A 22305-nucleotide genomic window follows, 5' to 3' on the forward strand; every position below is an offset into this window, starting at 1 on the left:
TTGGGGGGAGACCCATGCAGCAGAAAAGCCTAGGGATCATCGCCATCGTCGGTGCCGGCCTGGTGGCGGCGGGGTGCAGCACCACCTCCAGTTATACCGACTACGACGAGCGCGCCTTTTACTCCGGTGGTACCGCCGGCAACCTTCCCTACGTGGAAATCGGCCCGGTGGAGGCCTCGGCCCGCGGCTTTGCCTGGACCAGTTGCGACGCGCTGGTTGATCAGGTCGCCGACGAGCTGGCCGAGCAGGCCGCGGAGAAGGGTGGCAATGCTCTGATCAACGTGCGCTGGACCAACCTCGACGACGGCTCCACCACCGCCGAGCCGATCTGCACTACCGGTTGGGGGTGGTTCGCCTTGGCCGGCGTCGGCGGCCTGCACCCCTGGGTGCGGGGCACCGAGGCCCGCGCGGTGGTGGTCTTCGCCGATGATGAGCGGCTCGAGGAGCTTGGCGGACGCGTGACTGAGTTGCGCGAGCAGCTGGCCCGGGAGCGCGCCGAGGCCCGGCGGGCGGCGCGAGAGGAAGCGGCCGAAGAGGCTGCCGCGGAACAGGACCGGGCCGAGGAGCAGGACGAGGCTGAGGAGCAGAACGAGGGCCAGGGAGCGGCCGATGACGAAGCCGGCGGAGATGCTGAATCGTAGCCTTTCACAGCATTCAAGGCGCGCGTTGGTCGGCCGTTAACCGGGGATAGGTTTTTCCGATAAGGCCTTCCCATGGATCGGACATTCGTAGCAGTGCTGGGCCTGTTGCTGGCCGCGGTGAGCACCGCGGCCAGCGCCGCGGATCCCCCCGGGGTCCGCGGCGCCGAGGTTCTTGAGGATGGGGCTGCCGTGCACGCCCTGTCCGTTGGCCGTCAGAGCTGGTCGGGCTCGGAGCGGGAAGATGCGCAGCTCATCGAGCCCCGGGTCCGCTACGGGTTGCCCGCCGGCTACGAGATCGGTCTCTCCGCCAACCACCGGTCGCAGGGCGATGACGGCAATGGCCTGCGCCACTTGGCCCTGGAGGCGGCGACGCCGCTGCGCCGGGAGCCGGGCGCAGCGGACATCACCCTGGCCGGCTACGGCACCGTCGCCCCGGCCGACGGCGACTCGGGCATCGGCAGCGGCAGCCACAACCTTGGTCTCGGCTTGCACCTGAGCGACGACCTGGGCGCCACGCGGCTGCACAGCAGTGTGGCGGTGGAGCGGGCCGATGTGGCGGAGATCGACGGTCAGCCCGGCTACCGCGCCGTCAACCGGCTGCGCTACGGGGCCCGCGCCGAGCACCGCGTGGCCGCGTCCCTCGATCTCACCCTGGAGGCGGCCGCCGTCTACGGGGTCAGCGGCGACGAGGTGCAGAACCAATTCGGGCTCGCCCTGCGCCCCGGGGTGCGCCTCCACCTTGGTCCCACCATCGATCTTGCCCTCAGCGCCGGGCGTGATCTGCCGGACAGCGGGGTCGAGCCCACGAATACCGTGACGGCCCAGCTTACCCACCGCCCGCAGCCGGCGCCGTCGCGGCGCGAGCTGGCGGCACGGGTCGAGCACCTGGAAGCCGCCCACGCCAGCACCCGGGCCCGGGCCGCCATGGAGGCCGGCCGGGCCGACGAGCAGCGCGAGCGGATCGAGCTGCTGCGCCGCCGCGCCGGGCAGCTCGACGTCGAGGTCATCAACGCCTCCGGCGAGGTGGGAATGGGTCGGGCCATGGCGGATCGCGTACGGGAGGAAGGGCACTACGTGGTGCGCGTCCAGGACTCGGCGCACGGCCGTGATGGCCAGCAGACCACGCACATCCGCTACCGTCCCGGCCACGGTGAGCAGGCCGTCGCCCTGGGCGAGTCCCTAGAGCGGATTCAGGAGGTGACCGAAGGGGATCTGCCCCGCGGGGCCGATGTCCGCATCCTGGTGGGCCGGGATCAGCGCGAACCCCTGGGGCACGGTGCAGAGGAGGATGGATCGTGAGCCGCCGTCGCAGTCTGTATCTGGCCGGCGCCCTGGCGGTGGCCGCCGCGCCCGCCGCGGCGCTGGCGGCGGCCCCCGGCGCCGCGGTGAGCCCGGGGTTCACCCTGGGTGCCACCAGTCACCCCCACGCCCTAGGGGGGCTCGCCAACCCCGCCGGTGCCGCCGCCCGACCCGGGCAGCGGCACGTGGGGCTCGGCTCGGTGAGCGCCGGGGCGGAGCTGGGTCCGGTGGACGGTTTCATCGACCGACTGGACGATGCCCTGGCGGCGGATCTTGACGATGAGGACGAGTTCCTTGAGTTCATCGATTTCTTCGAGGCGGCCGTGGAGGACGGTTACCTCAAGCTCGGCGGCGCCGCCCAGCTCCCGCTGACGCCGGTGGTGGTGCCGCTGAGCGAGGAGCGCGGCGACGCCCTAACCGTGGAGGCCCGCGGCTCCGGGCAGGCGCGGCTGGGACTGCTCTTCGATGATGGGGGCTTTTCGCCAGGTAGTAATAGCGTTCCGGACGAGGCCGAGGTGGCCTTCCAGATCCAGGATGCCACGATCCGAGAGCTACGCTTGGGGTATGCGCGCCCGCTGGTCGTCCGCGAGCAGGGGCGACTGGTGGGCGGTGCCCGGCTGAACATGATCCAGGGTGAGCTCTCCCAGGCAGTCATCCCCTTCGATGAGGTGGAGGACGACGACACCGCCGATGTCCTGGAGGACGCCCTGCGCGACGACACCGAGGCCAGCACCCGGCTCGGCGTCGACCTTGGCGCGCTGTGGGTGGCCGAGCGCTGGCAGGCCGGGGCGACGTTGCGCAACGTCAACGAGCCGAGCCTCGACTACCGGCGCATCGGCACGGACTGCGATGACTACGATACGGACAGCACCGCCCGGTCGCGCTGTGATGCCGCCGCGCAGTTCATCGACAGCGGTGAGCTGGAGGCCCGCCCGGACTACACCCTGGAGCGGCAGCTCGGTCTCGAGGGCGCCGTCTACACCCCGGACCGGAGCTGGGTGGTGGCCGGCTCGCTGGACGCCAACGGCGTGGAGGACGCCTTTGGCGACGACCACCAGTGGGCCACGGTGAGTGTTTCGGCCGCCCCGCCCCAGGGCTGGCTGCCCGGTGTGCGCTTCGGCTACCGCAAGAATCTCACCGGCTCCGAGCTCGAGTACATCACCACCGGCCTGACGCTGTTCTCGGTCATCGACCTGGACCTGGCCTACGCCCGGGATTCGGTGGAGCACGACGACGAGTCCTACCCGCGCTCACTGATGTTCAGCGTTGGTGCCGGGGTGACCTTCTGAGCCGGTGTTGCGGCGGGGGGTTCCTTGACACGCAGCGCTTCCGGGGCCAGATTGTGCAGTGCGACACGGCGCCCGCGGGCGCCGAGAGCGGCCCGTTGGCAACGTCGAGGAAGCCCCACCATGGTCCACCCCCTGATGCCCGAGTTCGAGGAAGGTGAGCGCGAAGCGCTGACCGTTGATCGCCTGTTCCACGCCGGCCTGGGCCGGATGACCCTCGGGCTGTCGCCGGCGGCGTTGTCGCTGGCCACCTTCGACTGGGCCGTGCATCTGGCCAGCCACCCGGGCAAGCAGTTCGCGCTCATGGACGAGGCGATGCGCAACACCCTGCGCTACAACGCCTACGTCTTTAGTCGCCTGACCGGCACCTGCCCGGAGCCCTGCACCAAGCCGTGGTCCGGGGACGACCGTTTCAGCGCCGAGCAGTGGCACCGTTTCCCCTACGACGTGCTCGAGCAGGGCTTCCTGCTGACCCAGCAGTGGTGGCACAGCGCCACGACGGGCATTCGTGGGGTGAGCCAGCACCACGAGGACGTGGTCAACTTCATGGGCCGGCAGGTGCTCGACTTCTACTCGCCGTCCAACTTCCTGCCCACCAACCCCGAGGTCCTCGACGAGACCCTCAGCCAGGGCGGTGCCAACCTGGTACAGGGCTTCGCCAACCTGCTCGAGGACAGCGAGCGCACGATCAGCGGCCGCGCGCCGGTGGGCGCCGAGCAGTGGAAGGTGGGCGAGAACCTGGCGGTGACACCGGGCAAGGTGGTTTACCGCAACCGGATCATGGAGCTGATCCAGTACGAACCCACCACCAAGACCGTCTACCCGGAGCCGATCCTCATCTGCCCGGCGTGGATCATGAAGTACTACATCCTCGATCTGCGTCCGGGCAAGTCGCTCATCGAGTACCTGGTGGGCAAGGGCCACACGGTCTTCGTCATCTCCTGGAAGAATCCGGGGCGCGAAGATCGCGACCTGGGCATGGACACCTACCGCCGGGACGGTGTCATGGACGCCCTGGATGCGGTCTCGACCATCGTGCCGGAGCGCCAGATCCACGCCGTCGGCTACTGTCTGGGGGGCACGCTGCTGATGCTGGCCGCGGCCACCATGGCCCGCGACGGTGACGACCGCCTAGCCACGATGACCCTGCTCGCCGCCCAGGCCGACTTCACCGAGCCGGGCGAGCTGGACCTATTCATCGACGAGAGCCAGGTTACCTTCCTCGAGGACATGATGTGGGAGGAGGGCTACCTGGACGGCGCCAAGATGGCCGGTGCGTTCCAGCTGCTGCGCTCCAAGGACCTGATCTACTCGCGGCTGATCCACGACTACCTCATGGGCCAGCGCAGCCCGGTCATCGACCTGATGGCCTGGAACGCCGATACCACCCGGCTGCCGTACCGCATGCACAGCGAGTACTTGCGGGATCTGTTCCTGAACAACGACTTCGTCGAGGATCGCTACGACGTCGGTGGTCAGCCGATCCACATCGGCGATATCCAGGTGCCGACCTTTGCCGTAGGCACCGAAAAGGACCACATCGCGCCCTGGCGCTCGGTCTACAAGATCAACCGCTTCCTGCCGCGCGCCGATGTCACCTTTGCCCTCACCCAGGGCGGGCACAACGCCGGCATCGTCACGCCGCCGGGGCATCCCCGCCGCATCTACCGCAGCTTGGCGCGGCGGATCGGTGATCCCTACGTGCCTTCCCATGTCTTTCTCGAGAAGGCGACGGAGCAGCAGGGCTCGTGGTGGCCGGAGTGGGAGCAGTGGCTGCGCGAGCGTTCGGGCAACCGTGTGGCGCCGCCCGGCGTGGGGCAGAGCGAGGGCTCGTACCAGCCGCTGACCGACGCCCCCGGCACCTACGTGCTGCAGCAGTGAGCCGGGGTGTCTCGATGACGGTGCAGAATTTCCTCTTCGACGAGCTCCACCCCGGCCAGCAGGTGGAGACCACCAGCCGACTCAATCACCAGGATGTGCGCACCCTCGGCGAGGGCCTGTGGCCGGGGACGATGCTGGTCAACGCGGTTTGTACCGAGTTGCCTGGCCCCGGCACCCAGCCGGTGGCCCAGGATCTGATCTACCAGGGCAGTGTCGCCATCGGCGACGTGGTCACCATCACCCTGGAAGTGGTCGAGAAGGATGCCGAGACCGGGCAGGCGGTGATCGCCGCCCGCGCGGTCAAGGACACCGGCGACCCGGTGATCAGCGGACAGATCACCGTGCGCGTGCCCACTGAGCGCATCAACGGCGAGCCGGGCAGCCTGGCCGGGACCAGCAAGGGGCGGCGTCGGCAACTCCACCGCCTGCTGCGCATGGCCGACGACCTGACGGCGATGAGCGTCGCCGTGGTCCACCCGGTGGACGCCCTGGCTCTACAGGGCGCCATGCAGGCGGCAGAGCACGATCTGATGACGCTCACCCTGGTCGGGCCCGAGCACAAGATCCGCACCGCCGCCGACGAGGCGGGGCTGGAGCTGGGGGCAACGCCGATCATCGACGTCGAGCACTCCCACCAGGCCGCCGAGGTGGCCGTGGACCTGGCCCGCCGCGGCGAGGTCGAGGGCCTGATGAAGGGCTCGCTGCACACCGACGAGCTGATGGGCGCGGTCGTCAGCCGGCAGAAGGGGCTGCGCACCGAGCGGCGCATCAGCCACGTCTACGCCATGGATGTGCCCACCTATCCGCGCCCGCTGCTGATCTCCGACGCGGCCATCAACATCGCCCCCAACCTGGCCTGCAAGCGGGATATCTGCCAGAACGCCATCGAGCTGGCCCACGCCCTCGGCGTGGCCGAGCCCAAGGTGGCCATCCTCTCGGCCACCGAGTCGGTGAACCCGGAGATCCCCTCGACCCTCGACGCCGCGGCGCTGTGCAAGATGGCCGACCGGGGGCAGATCACCGGCGGTCTGCTCGACGGCCCGCTGGCCTTCGACAACGCCATCTCCGAGAGCGCGGCGCGGACCAAGCGCATCCACTCGCGGGTGGCCGGCAACCCGGATATCCTCATCGCGCCCGATCTCGAGTCCGGCAACATGATGGCCAAGCAGCTCTACTACCTGGCTGATGCCGAGGCGGCGGGGATCGTTCTCGGCGCCCGGGTGCCCATCGTGCTCACCTCCCGGGCCGATGACGTCATCGCCCGGCTGGCCTCCTGCGCCATTGCGCTGCTGGTGGCTGACCGCCAGCGCCGCGGTCTGGCTCACCTCTAGCCGGAGGCGGCCCGATGCCCGACGACGCCATCCTCGTCCTCAACGCCGGCTCTTCCAGCGTCAAGTACGCGGTCTACCGGCACGGGGATGAAGACGCCCTGACCCTGCACCTGCGTGGCCAGGTGGAGGGGATCGGGGCCGCGGCACGGCTGCACGTGGATGATCTGCAGGGGGCGGTCGCCACCCGCGAGCTGCGGGCCGGTGCCGACCACGATGCGGCGCTGTCGGCCGTGCTCGACGCGGTTCGCGCCCATCTGGGCGAGCTGAATCTGGTGGCCGCCGGGCACCGCATCGTCCACGGTGGCCAGGCGCACAGCGCGCCGGTGGTCATCGACGCGGCGGTGCTCGAGGCCCTGCACCAGCTCGAGCCCCTGGCGCCGCTGCACCAGCCGCACAACCTGGCCGCTGTCGAAGCGGTGCGCCGGGTGGCGCCAGAACTGCCCCAGGTGGCCTGCTTCGATACCGCCTTCCACCGCACCCAGCCGGCGGTCGCCCAGCGCTTCGCCCTGCCGCGTGCCTACGAGCAGCGTGGCGTGGTCCGCTACGGCTTCCACGGCCTCTCCTACGAGTACATCGCCGCCCGCCTGCCGGAATACGATCCGGCCGCCGCGGCAGGGCGCACCGTGGTCGCCCACCTGGGCGCCGGCGCCAGCCTCTGCGCCCTGGCCGGCGGGCGCAGCGTGGCCACGACGATGGGCTTTACCGCCTTGGACGGTCTGCCCATGGGGCAGCGCTGCGGCAACATCGACCCCGGGGTGATCCTGCACCTGCTCCAGCAGGAGGGGATGACGGCGGCGGAGGTCGAGCGCCTGCTCTACCGCGAGTCCGGGCTGCTGGGCGTCTCCGGGCTCTCCGCCGACATGCGCGTGCTCCTCGACAGCGACGACCCGGCCGCCGAAGAGGCGGTGGATCTCTTCTGCCACCGTACGCTGCGCGAGATCGGTGGCCTGGCTGCGGTCCTCGGCGGGCTGGACGCTGTGGTCTTCACCGCCGGGATCGGCGAGCACGCCACGCCGGTGCGCCGGCGCATCCTCGAGGGGCTGGCCTGGCTCGGCCTGGAGCTCGACGGCGCCGCCAACGAGGCCGGTGGACCCCGGCTGACCGCGGCGGGCAGCGCCCTTCGCGCCTGGGTTATCCCCACCGACGAGGAGCGGGTCATCGCCGCCCACACCGCCCGCCTGGCCGCCTGAGGCGGCGCTCGCCGCCGCCGGGTCGGGGGATGTACAATGGCCCGACGCGAAAAAAGGCAGGGCCGATGAGCGATCGCTACCCGGAGACGCTCCACCGCAGCACCGTTGCCCGCTCGCGGCTGTTTCGCATCGAGTCGGTGGGGCTGCGCTTTCGTAACGGCGTCGAGGTGGAGTACGAGCGACTGGGGGGCAGCGCAGCCGGGGCGGTGCTGGTGGTCCCGGTGAACACCCGTGGCGAGGTGCTGCTCATCCGCGAGTACGCCGCCGGCACCGAGTGCTACGAGCTGGGGCTGCCCAAAGGCCGCGTGGAGCCCGAGGAGGACCCGCTGCGCGCTGCCAACCGCGAGCTCATGGAGGAGGTCGGCTACGGCGCCGAGCGGCTCACCGTGCTGCGCAGCGTCACCCTGGCGCCCGCCTACTTCAGTCACCGCACGCAGCTCATCCTCGCCGAGGGGCTCTACGAGCATCCCCTGCCCGGTGATGAGCCGGAGCCGATCGAGGTGGTGCCCTGGCCGCTGGAAGAGCTGGAACGGCTCCTCGGGCAGGCCGATCTGACCGAGGCGCGCTCGATTACCGCGCTGTTCCTGGCGCGGGATCACCTGGCGGCGCGCACGGCGTAATGCGCGCCCGAACGACACGGAAGGGATGATGGCAGAGCAACAGTGGCAGCGCTGGCTGGCGCCGGTGCAGGAGATCGCCGAGCAGGCCGGTGAGCGCATCATGGCGGTGTACCGCACCGCCGACTTCGAGGTGGAGGCCAAGGCGGACGACAGCCCGTTGACCCGGGCCGACCAGGCGGCCCACGACGCCATCCGGGCCGGGTTGGGCGGCCTGACCCCCGATCTGCCGCAGCTTTCGGAGGAGGGCGAGGACATCGAGCCGGCCGAGCGCGCGGCGTGGGGGCAGTACTGGCTGATCGACCCGCTGGACGGCACCCGGGAGTTCATCAAGCGCAACGGTGAGTTCACCGTGAACATCGCGCTGGTCGACGGCGGTCGCCCGGTGCTCGGCGTGGTGCACGCCCCGGATCTGGGGGTGACGTGGGCGGCTGCGGCAGGCGCCGGTGCCTGGCGCGAGGCCGGCGGAGAGCGGCGCGGCATCCGCACCCGGGCGGCCGAGCCGCCGCTGACCGCCGTGGTCAGCCGCTCCCACCGCGAGGCGGCGGTGTCCGATATCCTCGCCCGGCTGGGCGATTACCGCGAACTCTCGGTGGGCAGCTCGCTGAAGATCTGCCGCATTGCCGAGGGCGAGGCCGACCTGTACCCGCGCTTCGGGCCCACCTGCGAGTGGGACACCGGTGCGGCGCAGTGCGTGCTGGAGGCCGCCGGCGGTCGCCTGATGGACGTCGGCGGGGACCCGCTGCGTTACAACACCGGGGCGTCGCTGCTCAATCCCGATTTCATCGCCGTGGGCGACCCGGCCTACGACTGGGCGCGCATTACCGACGGCCTGCCCTGGGAGGCGCGACGCTAGGCCGCCAGCGGGGTACTTGTGATTGTGGAGTCTCACCCGCATCATTAGAGGATCATAGCCTGTCCCGTAGCGGAGGTAACCGGAATTGGCCGAGTCCATGGCCCCCTTGGAAGAGGTGGAAGCGCAGCTGACCCGTATCAGCCACTGCGTCGCCGAGGCGGTGGCGGCGGTCTGCAGCGACCCGGGCGCCTCGCCGGTGCTGCGGGCGGTGTTCGAGGAGCTGCTGCGCAAGAGTGAGGCGACACTCAACTGCGTCGAGTGTCAGCGCTTGTGCTGTTTCCGCGCCCGGGTGATCGAACTCGAGCAGGCGGCGGATTCGGCACGCGCCGCAGCCATCGCCGACGAAGGCGCCGGCGAGCAGACCCAGGAGCGGATCCTCGCCGCCCACGACGCCCTGCGCGACCTCAAACAGGTGGCAGAGCGTGGTCTGCGCTGCTGCGAAGCGCTCGGCGCCTGCCAGCGCAGTTGACACGCTGGCCGAGGGCCGCTATTTTCCGTCCTACTACAACCGCGCGTCGCGCACCGGCTCTTTTGGCAGCGCAGCGCCCAATCCCGCATTCGGCCCCCTTGTCGGGATCCTCGGTTCCAATCAGCGAGCGGTTTCCAATTTTCCGAGCCCCGCGCAGCGGCTCCGCCCATATCGACGCAATCGAACCTGGAGGTCTTCTACCGTGAGCGACGCAATCGTGCACGCCACCGACCAGAATTTCGAGCAGGAAGTGCTTCAAGCCAGCGTGCCGGTGCTGGTGGATTACTGGGCCGAGTGGTGTGGCCCGTGCAAAATGATCGGCCCCATTCTCGAAGAGATCGCTGCCGATTACGGCGACCGCCTCAAGGTGGTCAAGCTGAACATCGACGAGAACCCGGAAACGCCGCCGAAGTACGGCATCCGCGGGATCCCCACGCTGATGCTGTTCAAGGGCGGGAACGTCGAGGCCACCAAGGTCGGCGCCCTGTCCAAGTCCCAGCTGACCGCGTTCATCGACAGCAACCTGTAGCGAAACCGCCGCGGCGCCGCCCCCGGATGCAGTCCCGCGCTACCGCGCCCCTGCGGACCTCCGGCGGGACGGCGCCCCCGTGACCCTCCCCACGCCGAAGCGAACCATGAATCTCACCGAGCTCAAGAGAAAGCCAGCCACCGAACTCCTGGAGATCGCCCAGTCCATGGGCATTGAGGGCACTGCCCGCTCCCGGAAGCAGGACATCATCTTTGCCATCCTCAAGGCCCACGCCAAGAACGGCGACTCCATCTACGGCGACGGCGTCCTCGAGATCCTCCAGGACGGCTTCGGCTTCCTGCGCTCCGCCGATGCCTCGTACATGGCCGGGCCCGACGATATCTACGTCTCGCCCAGCCAGATCCGGCGCTTTGCGCTGCGTACCGGGGACACCATCACCGGCAAGATCCGCCCGCCCAAGGATGGCGAGCGCTACTTCGCGCTGCTCAAGGTTGACCAGATCAACTTCGAGCCGCCGGAGGCGGCCAAGAACAAGGTCCTCTTCGAGAACCTGACGCCGCTCTTTACCCGCGACCGCATGCGCATGGAGCGGGGCAACGGCTCCACCGAGGACCTCACCGCCCGCGTCATCGATCTGGTCGCCCCCATCGGCAAGGGCCAGCGTGGCCTGATCGTCTCGCCGCCGAAGGCCGGCAAGACGATGATGCTCCAGAACGTCGCCCAGAGCATCACCTACAACTACCCCGAGTGCTACCTCATCGTCCTGCTCATCGACGAGCGGCCCGAGGAGGTCACCGAGTTCGCCCGCTCGGTGCTCAGCGCCGAGACCGTCTCCTCCACCTTCGACGAGCCGGCCTCGCGCCACGTCCAGGTCGCCGAGATGGTCATCGAGAAGGCCAAGCGCCTGGTCGAGCATAAGAAGGACGTGGTCATCCTGCTCGACTCCGTCACCCGCCTGGCGCGCGCCTATAATACGGTAGTGCCGTCCTCCGGCAAGGTGCTCACCGGCGGTGTCGACGCCAACGCCCTGCACCGGCCCAAGCGCTTCTTCGGCGCGGCGCGCAATGTCGAGGAGGGCGGCAGCCTGACCATCCTCGCCACCGCGCTGGTGGAGACCGGCTCGCGCATGGACGAGGTGATCTACGAGGAGTTCAAGGGTACCGGCAACATGGAGCTGCACATGGACCGGAAGATCGCCGAGAAGCGCATCTACCCGGCCATCCACCTCAACCGCTCCGGGACCCGCCGCGAGGAACTGCTGATGACCCCGGAGGAGCTGCAGAAGACCTGGATCCTGCGCAAGCTCCTGAACAACATGGACGAAGTCGCCGCCATCGAGTTCCTCCTCGACAAGCTCAAGGACACCAAGACCAACACCGAGTTCTTCGAGGCCATGAAGCGCACATGACCCTCCCGCGCCGCCGCGTCCGTTCCCCGCTGATCGCCGCCGTGGTGATGGCGGTGGCCGGCCCGGCGTCGGCGCACGGCTACCAGGGTGAGCGCGGATACGACGTGGATCTGCGCATCAGCGGTGCCCACGCCCAGACCGACCTCGACTACGGTGATCGCACCGTCGAGCACCGCACCAGCCGCGTCGGCTTCCAGCTCTTCGAGGTCGGCAACCCGCAGATCCAGCCCGGCCTGTTCGGCGGCTGGATGCGCTCCCGGGTGGACGACCCCGGCCCCGCCCCCGACAGCCAGGTGGCCGACACCACACGGCTCAGCGGTTACTACATCGGCGCCGGCGTGCGCTCGCACCTGTTCCACCGCGAGCCGGTGAGCCTGCTCGGCGAGGTCCGCTACACCTGGCACGACGTCGACGGCAGCAGCAACGGCCGCGAGGTCGAGCGCGAGTGGACCGAGCTGCAGGCGCGGCTCGGGCCGGTGGTGCGCGTCGGCCCGGTGCGCTGGAGTGTGGGCGGCTACCTCAGTGCCATCGATGGCGATCAGTACGTGAATGGTGTACGCGACGGCTTCGAGCAGGACCGGCTCACCGGCGCCTACACCCAGCTCGATCTGATGGTCGATCGCACCGGCTACGTCGGCCTGCACGCGGACACCGGCGGCAGCGCCGGCGTGCACATGGTCTTCGGCCGCATCTTCTAGCCCGGATACCCGGCGCGCAGCAGGGGTGATTGGGCTATAGTAGGGACTGGTGGAGACCATCCACGAAGCGGCTTTCACCCCGGAGGATCCATGCCCCTGAACCGTTTCCCCGCCCTGCTGGCGGCCAGCGCCTTGGCCGCGACCCTGATCGGTTGCGGCACCACCCCCGACGAGCCGCCCGAGACCGAGCCTGAGGCCGAAGAGCGCCTGGGGCTGCCCGGCTGGTACGTGCAGCGCGAGACGCCGGAGGAGTCCATGGTGGTCTACGGCTTCGGCGTCTCCCAGGCCGAGCCGGACTATCCGGATCAGATGCGCCGCCAGGCGCGCACCAACGCCGCCGCCGAGATCGCCGAGCAGCTGACCCAGACCATCCAGGCGCTCAACAGCGAATACTTCGACCGTCAGGACCTGGGCCGTGACGAGGAGGGCGCGCGCACCCGGCAGCAGCTGCAGCAGAGCACCGAGCAGTGGATCGACCAGACCCTGGTCGGCGTGCAGGTCAAACGCACCGACGTCACCGAGGACGGCCGCTGGGTGGTGATGTCGCAGTACGATCTGGAGCAGGACTTCGACGCCTACTTCCGCGCCATCGGCGCCGAGGACGACGATGGGCTGCGTTCGGATCTGCGCGGCGCCGCCGAGAACCACCTGGACCGGCTGCGCGAGCGGGTCAACCAGTAGGGGGCACCATGCGCCGTGGCCGGACGTTGTTGATCCCGCTGCTCGGCGCGCTGCTGCTCGGCGGCTGTGCCGAGCGGGTTGAGCGCAGCGCCAGCGAGCGGGCCGCCGAGCGCGCCCTGGAGGAGGCCGAGACCCGCGAGGAGCGGGAGCAGGCCGAGCAGGATCTGGAACGGGCCCGGGACGAGCATCGCGACCGCATGCAGCAGCGGTGACGGGGGCTCCCGTGCCGGGCCGCCTGCCACGTTTCGCCGCCGTCCTGCTGCTGGTTGGCGGGATGGTGCTCGGCGGCGGGTGTGCCTGGCTCGGCGATCGCCACCCCGATGCTGCGGAGTTGCGCGAGCAGGGGCGGGCGGCGGCGGAGCCGGGTTACACCTACGGGCACGGCACCGGCGAGACCCCCGAGGAGGCACGCCAGTCGGCCCTCTACGAGATCGCCGGTGAGGTGGTCACCGCCGTGCGCGGCGAGCAGCGCGAGGTCTTCCGCAGCCTGCAACGCCGGGGTGAGGTCGCCGGGGACGAGGTGGAGCGGGACACCGAGCTGGAACTTACCGCCACCGTGGCCTCGGTGAGCCACGTCGCCCTGGAGGGTGCAAGCGTAGTGGCCGAGCAGCGGGTGGCCGAAGGGTGGTACGTCCGGGTTCGCCTGCCCGATGGGCGCATGGATCGGCTGCGCGCCCAGGCCCGGCGCAACGCCCCGGCCATGGCGCAGTTCGAGCTCACCGAGGCGGTGCCCGAGGACCGCCCCGGGCAGCGCTTCGCCCGCGCGGCGCGGGGCCACCAGACGGTGGTGCGCACCGGCGTGGGCGATGAGCGACTCTACAGCCCCCGCCTGGGCGAGACCACCTTCGCCGCCTACTTCGAGGAGACCGCCCGGGAGGCCGCCGCGCAACTGCAGGTGATCCCGGTGGTGACCGACGGCGAGGTCCGCTTCGTGGCCGTGGACCGCCACTCCCTGCGCCCACAGCCCAACCTCAAGCTGCGCATCGGCGGCATGACCCTGCTCACCGACGACAACGGCCGGACAGCGGCGCGCAGTCTGCGCGGTCTCGGTGGCGAGATCCGCGTCCAGGTCCTCGGTGCCCCGGATCAGCCCGCCGGACTGCCCGCCCAATTCTGTTGCCTGGTGGCGTTGCAGCCGGAGGCGTGGGCGGACGCCGAGCAAGCCACCCTCTACCTGCACACCCAGCCCGCCGGGGCGGTGGTGCGCATCGACGGGCGCGACTACGTCACCCCGGCGCGGGTGCCGGTGCGTCCGGGGCAGCGCTACCGCATCCGGGTGCTGGACACCGCCGAGTACCGCGGCGAGACGGCCACGGTGGAAGTCGGCGAGCGGAGCCCGGCGGCCTACTTCTCGGCCCGCCTGACCGAGCGCCAGTACGGCCACCTGGACCTGCGTGCCGCCGGCCGGCACAGCGTCATCCGCCTGGACAGCCACGACCACCAGGAGCCCGGTGCCATCCGCCGCCCCGCCGAGGCGGGGGCGTACACGGTGCGCGTCACCCGGGATGACCCCGACTACCAGGACGTCGTCGATGAGCTGGTGCTGCGCCCGGACCAGCGCATCGAGCGCCGTTACAAGGAGCCGCGCTACCGCCACCCCTACCACTACGGCTGGCGCTGGGGCGTGAGCGTGGGCAGCCTTGGCGGCGAGCCCTACGACAGCTACCGCCTGCCGGGCAGCGACGGCGGGGTCGATTACAGCGACCGCCCGGACGGCTTCGATGGGCTTACCCGGGTGGAGCGCGACGGCGAACTCAACGTCCACTTCGGCGTTCAGGGGCAGTACTTCGCCGACCGCCTGCCGGTTACCGCCAGCGGCAGTCTCGGCCTGCGCAGTGTGAGCTACCGGGTCGAGGACGTTGCCGGTCAGCGTGCTGATGTCGATCTGGACACCGTGCAGCTGACCATCGGCGCCGGGTTGTGGCGGCCCCTGGGCGAGACGGGCGTGGGCTGGCTCACCGCCAACCAGGCGTGGGAACGCAGTCGCTGGGACGACGACGAGAGCGCGGTCCCCATGCCCGGCGGGCGCAGCTCCAATCGCTACCCCTTCCTCGAGCTGGGCGGGCAGTGGGGACCGTGGCTGGTCAGCGCGCGCATCGCCGCCGGCGGCGAGGGCCTGCGCCCGCTGCTGCTCGTCGGTCTCGGCGGCACGGCCATGGAGCGCGGCTACCGCCTGCCCGCCGAGGTCGAGGCCCGCCCCGGCACCCACTTCGATTAGCCCGATCCCGACAAAAAAAGGGCGCCCGAGGGCGCCCTGGAGTCAGACAAGGCCCCGGTTGCACCCGGGGCTTCTTGTTGTGCGGGTGAGGACCGCTTTAGAAGTCGTGGATGACGCCGACGGAGACCACTTGGCCGTCTTCATCGTTCGCAATGCCGTCCTGCGGGCCAGTTGAGGCGTACGAGTGAGGGTTGACGGCGTTTTTCTCATCGTTGTCGATGAATGCTACGTTCGCGTAGGCCGACGTACGGTCGCTGAGGGCTTCGGTGAAGCCGAGCGCGATGATCGAGGCGTCGGCGTCATCCCTATCCGCCATCAGCCCGGAGTACTGAACGTTGATGGTGCCGGTTTCGGTCACGTCAAAGCCTGCCCCGAGCCACGCTGCGGAGTCGTCCATGTCATCCACGTCTGAGCTAACAGTGGCAAAGCCACCGCCTACACGGAAGAGGCCGAAATCATACTCGGCCTGCAGAGCAGCCAGCGTGTCGTTATCGCCCGCTTCAGCCCCGGACCCAACCGGATCATCATCGTAGTGATAGACGTAGACCGTGCCCTGTGCCGCCAGTGGCCCTTCGTCGTAAGTGACCCAGAGGCTGTAATCGTGTTCGTGATCGCCGGGCTCTTCGTAAGCGGAGGGGATGAACTGGACACTTGCCTGCACCGGCCCGGCGAGGGCGGTGGTGTACTCGACCACGCCGCTAGCGCGGCCGCCCAGGAAACTACCATCGTCCTCCGCGGCGCCCATTGCCAGGAGCACGTTGCCCGGGTCACCGGCCTGGGTGGGGAAGAAATTACCCGGCCCGTAGACGATGCCGTTCAGCGCGGGCAGGCGGCCGGCACGAACCTGGCCCCAGTCGCCCTGCACGCCGACGAAAGTATCCCGCAGTTGCTGGCCACTGAAGCCTGAGTCGGAGGCGTCCAGCTGGTGCTCGAACTGGTAGATCGCGGTGAGCCCATAGGAGACTTCCTCAGAGCCGCGGACGCCGATCCGCGAGGTCCGGGAGGCGAGGGTGAGGTCGCCACTGTCTCCGGCTGCGTTGACGTCGTAACCCTCGTGGTCGAGGGACAGGTGCACGCGGCCATAGACCTCCGGACCGTCGCTGTGGGCGTCGGCCAGCACGGCGGCGGGCGCGGTCATGGCGGTGGCCGTCGCCAGGGTGATGAGTTGCTTCTTCATAGGGGGTGCTCCTCGTCTTTTTCTGAGCTTCTGCTTTTGTCGTTCTGTCAGCCGGGGCCGCCGTTTCCGCGAGCCGGTCCCTCACCAACCGTTGTCGGCCGGTGCCGGCGATGCTTGAGTGCCCCCGCGTCACGGGCTCCGTTGAGCCTTTTCAAGCGGCTCAGCGGATACGCCACCTTTTACACGATGGTCGAGGATCGGCGCAATACGTCTGGTGGGGAATGGCGCAATATTTTCAATAAGTTTCGCAGGCCTCTTGCAGTAGTGGTTGAAGGCGTGCGTGGCTTCGCGGCACCCAAGTCCCTGACGTCACTCCGCCTCGCCCCGGGCGGCGCGGTCCGTGGCCTGGTAGAACACCCCGCGCTCCTGCACCACGGCGGTGATTTGCCCCTCTGCCTCCAGGGTGGCCAGGCGTGCGGTCACCTCGTCGGTGGGGAGGCCGAGCAGGTGCGCCAGGTCGTCGGCGGTGCAGGGGCGGCGGGCCAGGGTCGCGAGTACGGTGTTGGAGCCGCCATCGCTGCGGTAGCCCGCCTCGGTGGCAGGGGGCGGGGCGGCGCCGACCACGTGGACGTTCCCCAGCCCCCATTCGGCGGCGATTCGCTCCAACTGCTCGCGCGGGGCGGGCTGTAGGTCGGTCTCGGTGCCGGGGCGGTCAAGGGTATTGAGCTGGATGCGGTCGGCGCGGATGCGCACCAGGGCCTCGCGCAGGGCGGCCAGGTCCTCGGGGTTGTCGTTGTGGCCGGGGAGGATCACCACCTCCAGCCAAATGGCCCCGCTGAAGCGGTCGCGGAAGGCCACCAGGCCGTCGAGCAGTGGCTGCAGGCGCACCCGCGGCGAGGGGCGGTCCATGCGCCGGAAGGTTCGCTCGGTGGCGGCATCCAGCGACGGCATGACGACATCGGCGCCGGCCAGCTCGGCGCGCACCTGCGGGTCGTCGATCAGGCTGGCGTTGGTGATCACCGCCGTGCGCGCCTGCGGCGCGCGCTCGCGGATGAAGGCCAGCACGTCGCCCAGGTGGCTGTTGAGGGTGGGCTCACCGGCGCCGGAGAAGGTGAAGAAATCCGGCGGGCGGTGGTGGGCCAGGTAGTGCTCGAGCTCGGCGGTCACCGCCTCCAGCGGTACGTAGGCGTCGCGGGCGACGGTCAGCCGGGTGGTGCGGCCGCACTCGCAGTAGACGCAGTTGAAGCTGCACACCTTGTGCGGGACCAGATCCACGCCCAGGGACATGCCCAGACGGCGGGAGGGGACGGGGCCGAACAGGTACTGGTACACGGCGCCTCCGGGTCAACCGTCGCGACGGAGCAGGGTGCGGAAGGTCAGGCGGTAGCCGTCTTCCTCGGCCTCGTCCCGGGCGGTCTCCCGCCAGTCGTCGCCCAGCGCCGGGAAGGTGGTGTCGCCGGGCGGGGCGTCATCCACCTCGGTCAGCTCCACCCGGTGGGCGCGGGGCAGGAAGAGCCGGTAGACCGCGCCGCCGCCGAGGATCATCACCTGCTCGCCCCCGGCCGCCGCCTGGGCGCGGGCCAGGGCGCTCTCCGCGTCGGCGGCCACCTCGACGCCTTCGGCGGCGAAGGCCGGGTCGCGGCTGAGGATAATGTTGGTCCGCTGCGGCAGCGGGCGGCCGATGGCGGCGAAGGTGCGCCGGCCCATGATCACCGGGTGGCCGCGGGTGATCGCCTTGAAGTGCTGTAGGTCACAGCGGAAGTGCCACGGCTGGTCGCCGTCGGCGCCGATGACGCCGTTGCGGCCGACGATGGCGACAAGGACGATTTCCATGAATCCGTTCCCCGGTGGAAGAGGGTTAATGGTCGTGCAGGCCGAGTGCTCGCCCGAACACGTGCAGGTCGTTGCGGAAGGCGGTTAGTGCGTCGAGTGCGTCGCCTCCGGCCCGGCGCGTTTTCCGCCAGTCGAGTTCAGCGCCGTAGCCCTGGCGGGAGCGATGTCTGAAACCGCGTAGATCGTGGAGCCGCTCGGCGGTCTCCGATGAGAGCAATGGCGGCCGTTGGCTGTCGGCGCCTTCGTGGGCAAGGCGGTCAATAAGGCGCCGGTGCCAGTCGCGGCCGGCGGGCGCTTCTCCATCGCAGTGCTCGGCAACGATGTTCAGGACTCGTTCCATCCCGGTGTAGAGGGACTCAACGGCATCGGCGAGCGCCTTCTTATCCCGCCATTCAACATAAGAGTCCGACGGCGGGTCTTCGGGCATTTCCTGAAGCAAGCGTTGCGTGAACCCTTCCTCGCGCTCGAGACGTTCAAGTTCAATCTCGATATCACGCCAGATTGCTTCGGTCACGGGCGGCCTCAAGGAATCGTCGGCGGAGTTCGGGGTGACTGACCTCATCGAGATAGACGACATCGAAGGGGATGCCGTCCATCGTCTCCTCGATGACGCGCTCCAGCCGATACCGTAGCTCCTCGTCGGGCAATCGGATGATCAGGAAGTCGACATCCGAGCGCTCGTGGAATGTGCCCCGTGCCAGTGATCCCGTCACGCGGGCTTCCACCCCAAGCTTCTGAAGGCGTCCCAATGCCTCATGAGCAAGAGGGAGTACGCGATCCCGCGCAGCCTGCGCTCGCTGAGTGCGCAGTCGCTGGTAGTTGGAATTGTGCTGCGGCTTCGCGGGTGTCTCGGCCATGTTGGCATCCTGAGGTCGCCGTGGGTCGCGCTTAAAGCTCCGTCATATCACGCCTCATGATGGCATATCGGCGTCATTGGCTGCAGATTCACACCGCCACCGGGGCGGTCAGCTTGGGGTGGGGGTCGTAGCCCGTCAGCTGCAGGTGCTCGAAGCGCACCGCAAAGAGGTCGGTGACCGCCGGGTCGATGTGCAGGGTGGGCAGTGGCCGCGGCTCGCGGCCGAGCTGCTCGCGGGCCTGCTCCAGGTGGTTCAGGTAGAGGTGGCAGTCGCCGCCGGTCCAGATGAACTCGCCCACGTCCAGGCCGACGTGGCGGGCCACCAGGTGGGTGAGCAGGCTGTACGAGGCGATGTTGAACGGCACGCCCAGGAAGAGATCGGCGCTGCGCTGATAGAGCTGGCAGGAGAGGCGCCCGTCGGCCACATAGAACTGGAAGAGCAGGTGGCAGGGCGGCAGGTTCATGCGCTCAAGCTCGCCCACGTTCCAGGCGCTGACCAGGTGCCGGCGGGAGTCGGGGCGCTCGCGCAGCTGGTCGAGTACCTGGCGGAGCTGATCGATCTCGCCGCCGTCCGCCGCGCGCCAGCTGCGCCACTGGGCACCGTAAACCGGCCCCAGCTCACCGTCGGGGTCGGCCCACGGCGACCAGATCCGCACCCCGCGCTCCTCCAGCTCGCGGGCGTTGGTGCTGCCGCGGATGAACCACAGCAGCTCCTCGGCCACGCCGCGCCAGAACACGCGCTTGGTGGTCACCAGCGGGAAGCCGGCCTGCAGGTCGAAGCGCATCTGGTGGCCGAAGATCGACAGCGTGCCGGTGCCGGTCCGGTCGGCCTTGCGGTGGCCGTGCTCCATGACGTGGCGGACGAGATCGAGATAGGCGCGCATCAGCCCGAAGCACTCCTCAGGTTTGGCGGATCACGGAATGTCCCGGACCAGGACCTTCGAGCCCCGGGTCCGGTCGTAGAGCGCCCGCCGCGTGGCCGGTAGGGCCTCCGGGGCGGCGGGCTCGAAGCCGCGTTCGCGGAACCAGTGCTCGGCCCGGGTGGTGAGCACGAACAGCCGGTGCAGCCCGTGGCCGCGGGCCTGCTGCTCCAGGCGGCGGACCAGGGCGTCAGCGCGCCCGGCGCCGCGGTAGTCCGGGTCCACGGCCAGGCAGGCGATCTCGCCGGCATCCTCGGCCGGCCACGGCAGCAGGGCGCCGGTGGCGACTACGGCGCCGTCGCGCTCGGCCACGGTGAAGGCGCTGATCTGCTCTTCGAGCAGCTCCTGGGGGCGGTAGACCAGCGCGCCGCTCTCCTCCAGCGGGCGGATGAGGCCGAGGATGCCGGGGATGTCGTCGAGCCCGGCGGTGCGCAGGGACTCGAACGGCTCCGGGGCGATCAGCGTGCCCACGCCGTCCCGGGTGAAGAGCTCCAGCAGCAGGGCGCCGTCCTGGGTGCGGTCGAGCAGGTGGACCCGGCCGACGCCGCCCAGGCAGGCCTGGTGCGCGCTGTGCAGCAGGCGCCGGGCGTCGTCGGCGAGCCCGCCGGCGTCCAGGCGGGCCCGCGCCTCGCGCGGGGTCAGTTCGCGCACCGGGGCGCCGTCGGCGTCGCGCAGGGGGGCGTGCCGGGTCAGATGGATGAGTTTGTCCGCCGCTAGCGCCTCGCCCACGGCCCGGGCCACGGACTCGGCCGAGAGGTTGAACGCCTCGCCGGTGGGCGAGTAGCCCAGCGGCGAGACCAGGGCCACGTCGCCGTCGTCCAGGCGCCGGCGCAGCGCCTCGGCGTCCACCCGGCGTACCTCGCCGGTGTAGAGGTGATCGATGCCGTCGCGCACCCCCACCGGGCGGGCGGTGATGACGTTGCCCGAGGCTACGCGTAGGCGCAGGCCGGCCATCGGTGAGGTGGCCACGCCGGTGGAAAGGCGCGCCTCGAGCCGGGTGCGCACCTCGCCGATGGCATCGCGCACGCACTCCAGGGCGTCGCCGTCGGTGATGCGCAGGCCGGTGCTGCCCTGGGCGTAGCGCGGTTCCAGGCCGCGGCGGCGCAGGCGCTGCTCCACCTGGGGGCGGGCGCCGGGGACCAGCACCAGGCGCACGCCCAGGCTGGCCAGCACCGCCAGGTCGTGGACCAGGCCGTCGATGCGCGGGCCCTCGACGGCGGCGCCGGGGAAGGCGACGACGAAGGTTCGCCCGCGGTGGGCGTTGATGTACGGCGCCGCGTGGCGGAACCACTCCACGAACTGCTGCGGATCGAGGTCGGCGAGACGCATGGGGGCTCCGCGGCCTACAGGCAGAAGCGGTGGATGAAGCGGCGCAGCAGCGCCACGGTGGGCGCCAGGCGCTCGATGGCGATGGACTCGTCGGGCTGGTGGGCCTGCTCGATCTCGCCGGGGCCGAGGACCACCACGTCCATGCCCAGCCGGGCCAGGTAGGGCGCCTCGGTGGCGAAGGCCACGGCACCGGCCGGGTGGCCGGTGACCGACTCGGCGAAGCGCACCACCTCGGCGTCCGCTGGCGTGGCCATGGGCGGATGGGCCGGGAACAGGGGGCGGCGGGTTAGGTGTACGGCGTCGTCGCCGAGGGCCTCGGCCAGGCGCCGGTCGAGTTCCTGCTGCAGTGCCGCCGGATCCATGCCGGGCAGGGGGCGCAGGTCGATGTGCAGCTCCGCCTCGCCGCAGATGCGGTTGGGGTTGTCGCCGCCGCGGATGTGCCCGAGGTTGAGGGTGGGGTGGGCCACGGCGAAGCGCTCGTCCCGGTGGGTGGCGGCCAGTTCCTCGCGCCAGGCGATCAGGGCGTTGAGCACCCGGGTCATGGCGTCCAGGGCGTTGCGCCCCAGGCGCGGGTCGCTGGAGTGCCCGGCCCGCCCCTCGATGTGGAGCGCCTCCATCATCATGCCCTTGTGCACGTGCACCGGGTGGTTGCGGGTCGGCTCGCCGACCACTGCATGGTGTGGGCCCAGGCCCTCCGGGTGGGCGTCGAGCAGGGCGCGCACGCCGTCCATGCCGCTCTCCTCGTCCGCCGTGCAGAGCAGGGTCAGCGGCGCCTGTAGCTGCGCCGGGTTGACCTCGCGGGCCGCCTCGACGGCCAGGGCCAGGAACGCCTTCATGTCGGTCACGCCCAGTCCGTAGAGGCGGCCGTCCACCTCGCGCAGGCGCCACGGGTCGCCGGACCAGCGCTGCGGATCGCAGGGGACGGTGTCGGTGTGCCCGCACAGGGCCAATCCGCCCCGCTCCGGTGCCCGCGCTGGGGCCAGGGTGGCGGTGAGGTTGGTCTTCTCCGGACGGCCGGGCAGGGCCTCGATGCGGCAGTCGAAGCCCAGATCCTCGAGCCAGCCGGCCAGCCGCTCGGTGATGCCACGGTTGCCCTGGTCGTGCTCCGCCTCGACGCTGCTCACCGACGGCTCGGCGACCAGCTCGGCGATCATCTCGTGCAGGGCCGGCAGCGGCGCGGTCACG

Annotated in this window: 23 protein-coding genes; 15 read left to right on the forward strand and 8 right to left on the reverse strand. The window is 70.2% G+C overall.

Annotation, left to right across the window (positions count from 1 at the left end; genetic code table 11):
* The first annotated feature begins 14 nt into the window (after positions 1-14).
* From LRG10_RS11510 to LRG10_RS11580, 15 genes are all read left to right on the forward strand, one after another.
* Positions 15-641 carry a hypothetical protein gene (locus LRG10_RS11510; RefSeq protein WP_201172345.1) on the forward strand — a complete coding sequence of 209 codons (627 nt, stop codon included), beginning with the start codon at positions 15-17 and terminating at the stop codon, positions 639-641.
* A gap of 72 nt (positions 642-713) precedes the next feature.
* Complete coding sequence (locus LRG10_RS11515; RefSeq protein ID WP_238635645.1) at positions 714-1940, forward strand: LytR C-terminal domain-containing protein; 1227 nt, start codon at positions 714-716, stop codon at positions 1938-1940.
* Complete coding sequence (gene traF / locus LRG10_RS11520; protein ID WP_238635646.1) at positions 1937-3229, forward strand: conjugal transfer protein TraF; 1293 nt, start codon at positions 1937-1939, stop codon at positions 3227-3229. The genes LRG10_RS11515 and traF overlap by 4 nt, the downstream gene beginning before the upstream one ends.
* Positions 3230-3349: 120 nt before the next feature.
* Positions 3350-5107, forward strand: a complete 1758-nt coding sequence (locus LRG10_RS11525) for an alpha/beta hydrolase (protein WP_238635647.1) — start codon at positions 3350-3352, stop codon at positions 5105-5107.
* Between the two features lie 14 nt (positions 5108-5121).
* Positions 5122-6438 carry a bifunctional enoyl-CoA hydratase/phosphate acetyltransferase gene (locus LRG10_RS11530; protein ID WP_201172334.1) on the forward strand — a complete coding sequence of 439 codons (1317 nt, stop codon included), beginning with the start codon at positions 5122-5124 and terminating at the stop codon, positions 6436-6438.
* A 14-nt stretch (positions 6439-6452) separates the two neighbouring features.
* Positions 6453-7628 carry an acetate/propionate family kinase gene (locus tag LRG10_RS11535; RefSeq protein ID WP_201172332.1) on the forward strand — a complete coding sequence of 392 codons (1176 nt, stop codon included), beginning with the start codon at positions 6453-6455 and terminating at the stop codon, positions 7626-7628.
* 65 nt (positions 7629-7693) lie between these two features.
* Complete coding sequence (gene nudE, locus LRG10_RS11540) at positions 7694-8248, forward strand: ADP compounds hydrolase NudE (protein ID WP_201172330.1); 555 nt, start codon at positions 7694-7696, stop codon at positions 8246-8248.
* A 28-nt stretch (positions 8249-8276) separates the two neighbouring features.
* Entirely contained in the window at positions 8277-9101 is an 825-nt protein-coding gene (gene cysQ / locus LRG10_RS11545; protein ID WP_201172328.1) for a 3'(2'),5'-bisphosphate nucleotidase CysQ, read from the forward strand.
* 85 nt (positions 9102-9186) lie between these two features.
* Positions 9187-9570 carry a hypothetical protein gene (locus tag LRG10_RS11550; protein ID WP_201241672.1) on the forward strand — a complete coding sequence of 128 codons (384 nt, stop codon included), beginning with the start codon at positions 9187-9189 and terminating at the stop codon, positions 9568-9570.
* Positions 9571-9772: 202 nt separating this feature from the next.
* Positions 9773-10099, forward strand: coding sequence for a thioredoxin TrxA (gene trxA / locus LRG10_RS11555; protein ID WP_011814842.1), 327 nt, complete (start codon positions 9773-9775; stop codon positions 10097-10099).
* Between the two features lie 106 nt (positions 10100-10205).
* Complete coding sequence (gene rho / locus LRG10_RS11560) at positions 10206-11468, forward strand: transcription termination factor Rho (protein WP_201172324.1); 1263 nt, start codon at positions 10206-10208, stop codon at positions 11466-11468.
* A complete protein-coding gene (locus LRG10_RS11565; RefSeq protein WP_238635648.1) occupies positions 11465-12166 on the forward strand; it encodes a hypothetical protein in 702 nt (233 codons plus the stop codon). Before rho ends, LRG10_RS11565 begins: the two co-directional genes overlap by 4 nt.
* Before the next feature lie 90 nt (positions 12167-12256).
* Positions 12257-12847, forward strand: coding sequence for an LPP20 family lipoprotein (locus tag LRG10_RS11570; RefSeq protein ID WP_201172310.1), 591 nt, complete (start codon positions 12257-12259; stop codon positions 12845-12847).
* Positions 12848-12855: 8 nt separating this feature from the next.
* Positions 12856-13059, forward strand: coding sequence for a hypothetical protein (locus LRG10_RS11575; RefSeq protein ID WP_201172308.1), 204 nt, complete (start codon positions 12856-12858; stop codon positions 13057-13059).
* Positions 13056-15065, forward strand: coding sequence for a hypothetical protein (locus LRG10_RS11580; RefSeq protein WP_238635649.1), 2010 nt, complete (start codon positions 13056-13058; stop codon positions 15063-15065). Before LRG10_RS11575 ends, LRG10_RS11580 begins: the two co-directional genes overlap by 4 nt.
* A gap of 97 nt (positions 15066-15162) precedes the next feature.
* Here LRG10_RS11580 and LRG10_RS11585 read toward each other — a convergent pair whose 3' ends face one another.
* From LRG10_RS11585 to argE, 8 genes are all read right to left on the reverse strand, one after another.
* Positions 15163-16242 (reverse strand): porin, encoded by a 1080-nt coding sequence (locus tag LRG10_RS11585; protein ID WP_238635650.1) that lies wholly within the window; start codon positions 16240-16242, stop codon positions 15163-15165.
* Positions 16243-16551: 309 nt separating this feature from the next.
* Entirely contained in the window at positions 16552-17514 is a 963-nt protein-coding gene (locus LRG10_RS11590) for a radical SAM protein (protein WP_238635651.1), read from the reverse strand.
* Between the two features lie 12 nt (positions 17515-17526).
* Positions 17527-18015, reverse strand: a complete 489-nt coding sequence (locus tag LRG10_RS11595) for a dihydrofolate reductase (protein ID WP_201172289.1) — start codon at positions 18013-18015, stop codon at positions 17527-17529.
* Between the two features lie 25 nt (positions 18016-18040).
* Positions 18041-18529, reverse strand: a complete 489-nt coding sequence (locus LRG10_RS11600) for a hypothetical protein (protein ID WP_238635652.1) — start codon at positions 18527-18529, stop codon at positions 18041-18043.
* Complete coding sequence (locus LRG10_RS13125) at positions 18507-18872, reverse strand: nucleotidyltransferase domain-containing protein (protein ID WP_255772273.1); 366 nt, start codon at positions 18870-18872, stop codon at positions 18507-18509. Before LRG10_RS13125 ends, LRG10_RS11600 begins: the two co-directional genes overlap by 23 nt.
* Positions 18873-18960: 88 nt before the next feature.
* Positions 18961-19755: a thymidylate synthase gene (locus tag LRG10_RS11610; protein ID WP_201172280.1), complete on the reverse strand. Its 795-nt coding sequence runs from the start codon at positions 19753-19755 to the stop codon at positions 18961-18963.
* Positions 19756-19785: 30 nt separating this feature from the next.
* The gene (gene argA, locus LRG10_RS11615) at positions 19786-21120 is read right to left on the reverse strand and encodes an amino-acid N-acetyltransferase (protein ID WP_238635654.1); all 1335 of its coding nucleotides are present in this window, start codon (positions 21118-21120) and stop codon (positions 19786-19788) included.
* Between the two features lie 14 nt (positions 21121-21134).
* On the reverse strand, positions 21135-22304 hold the full coding sequence (gene argE / locus LRG10_RS11620) for an acetylornithine deacetylase (RefSeq protein WP_238635655.1): 1170 nt from the start codon (positions 22302-22304) through the stop codon (positions 21135-21137).
* Position 22305: the final 1 nt, after the last annotated feature.

The organism is Halorhodospira sp. 9628 (assembly GCF_022228075.1).
Lineage (GTDB): Bacteria > Pseudomonadota > Gammaproteobacteria > Nitrococcales > Halorhodospiraceae > Halorhodospira > Halorhodospira halophila_A.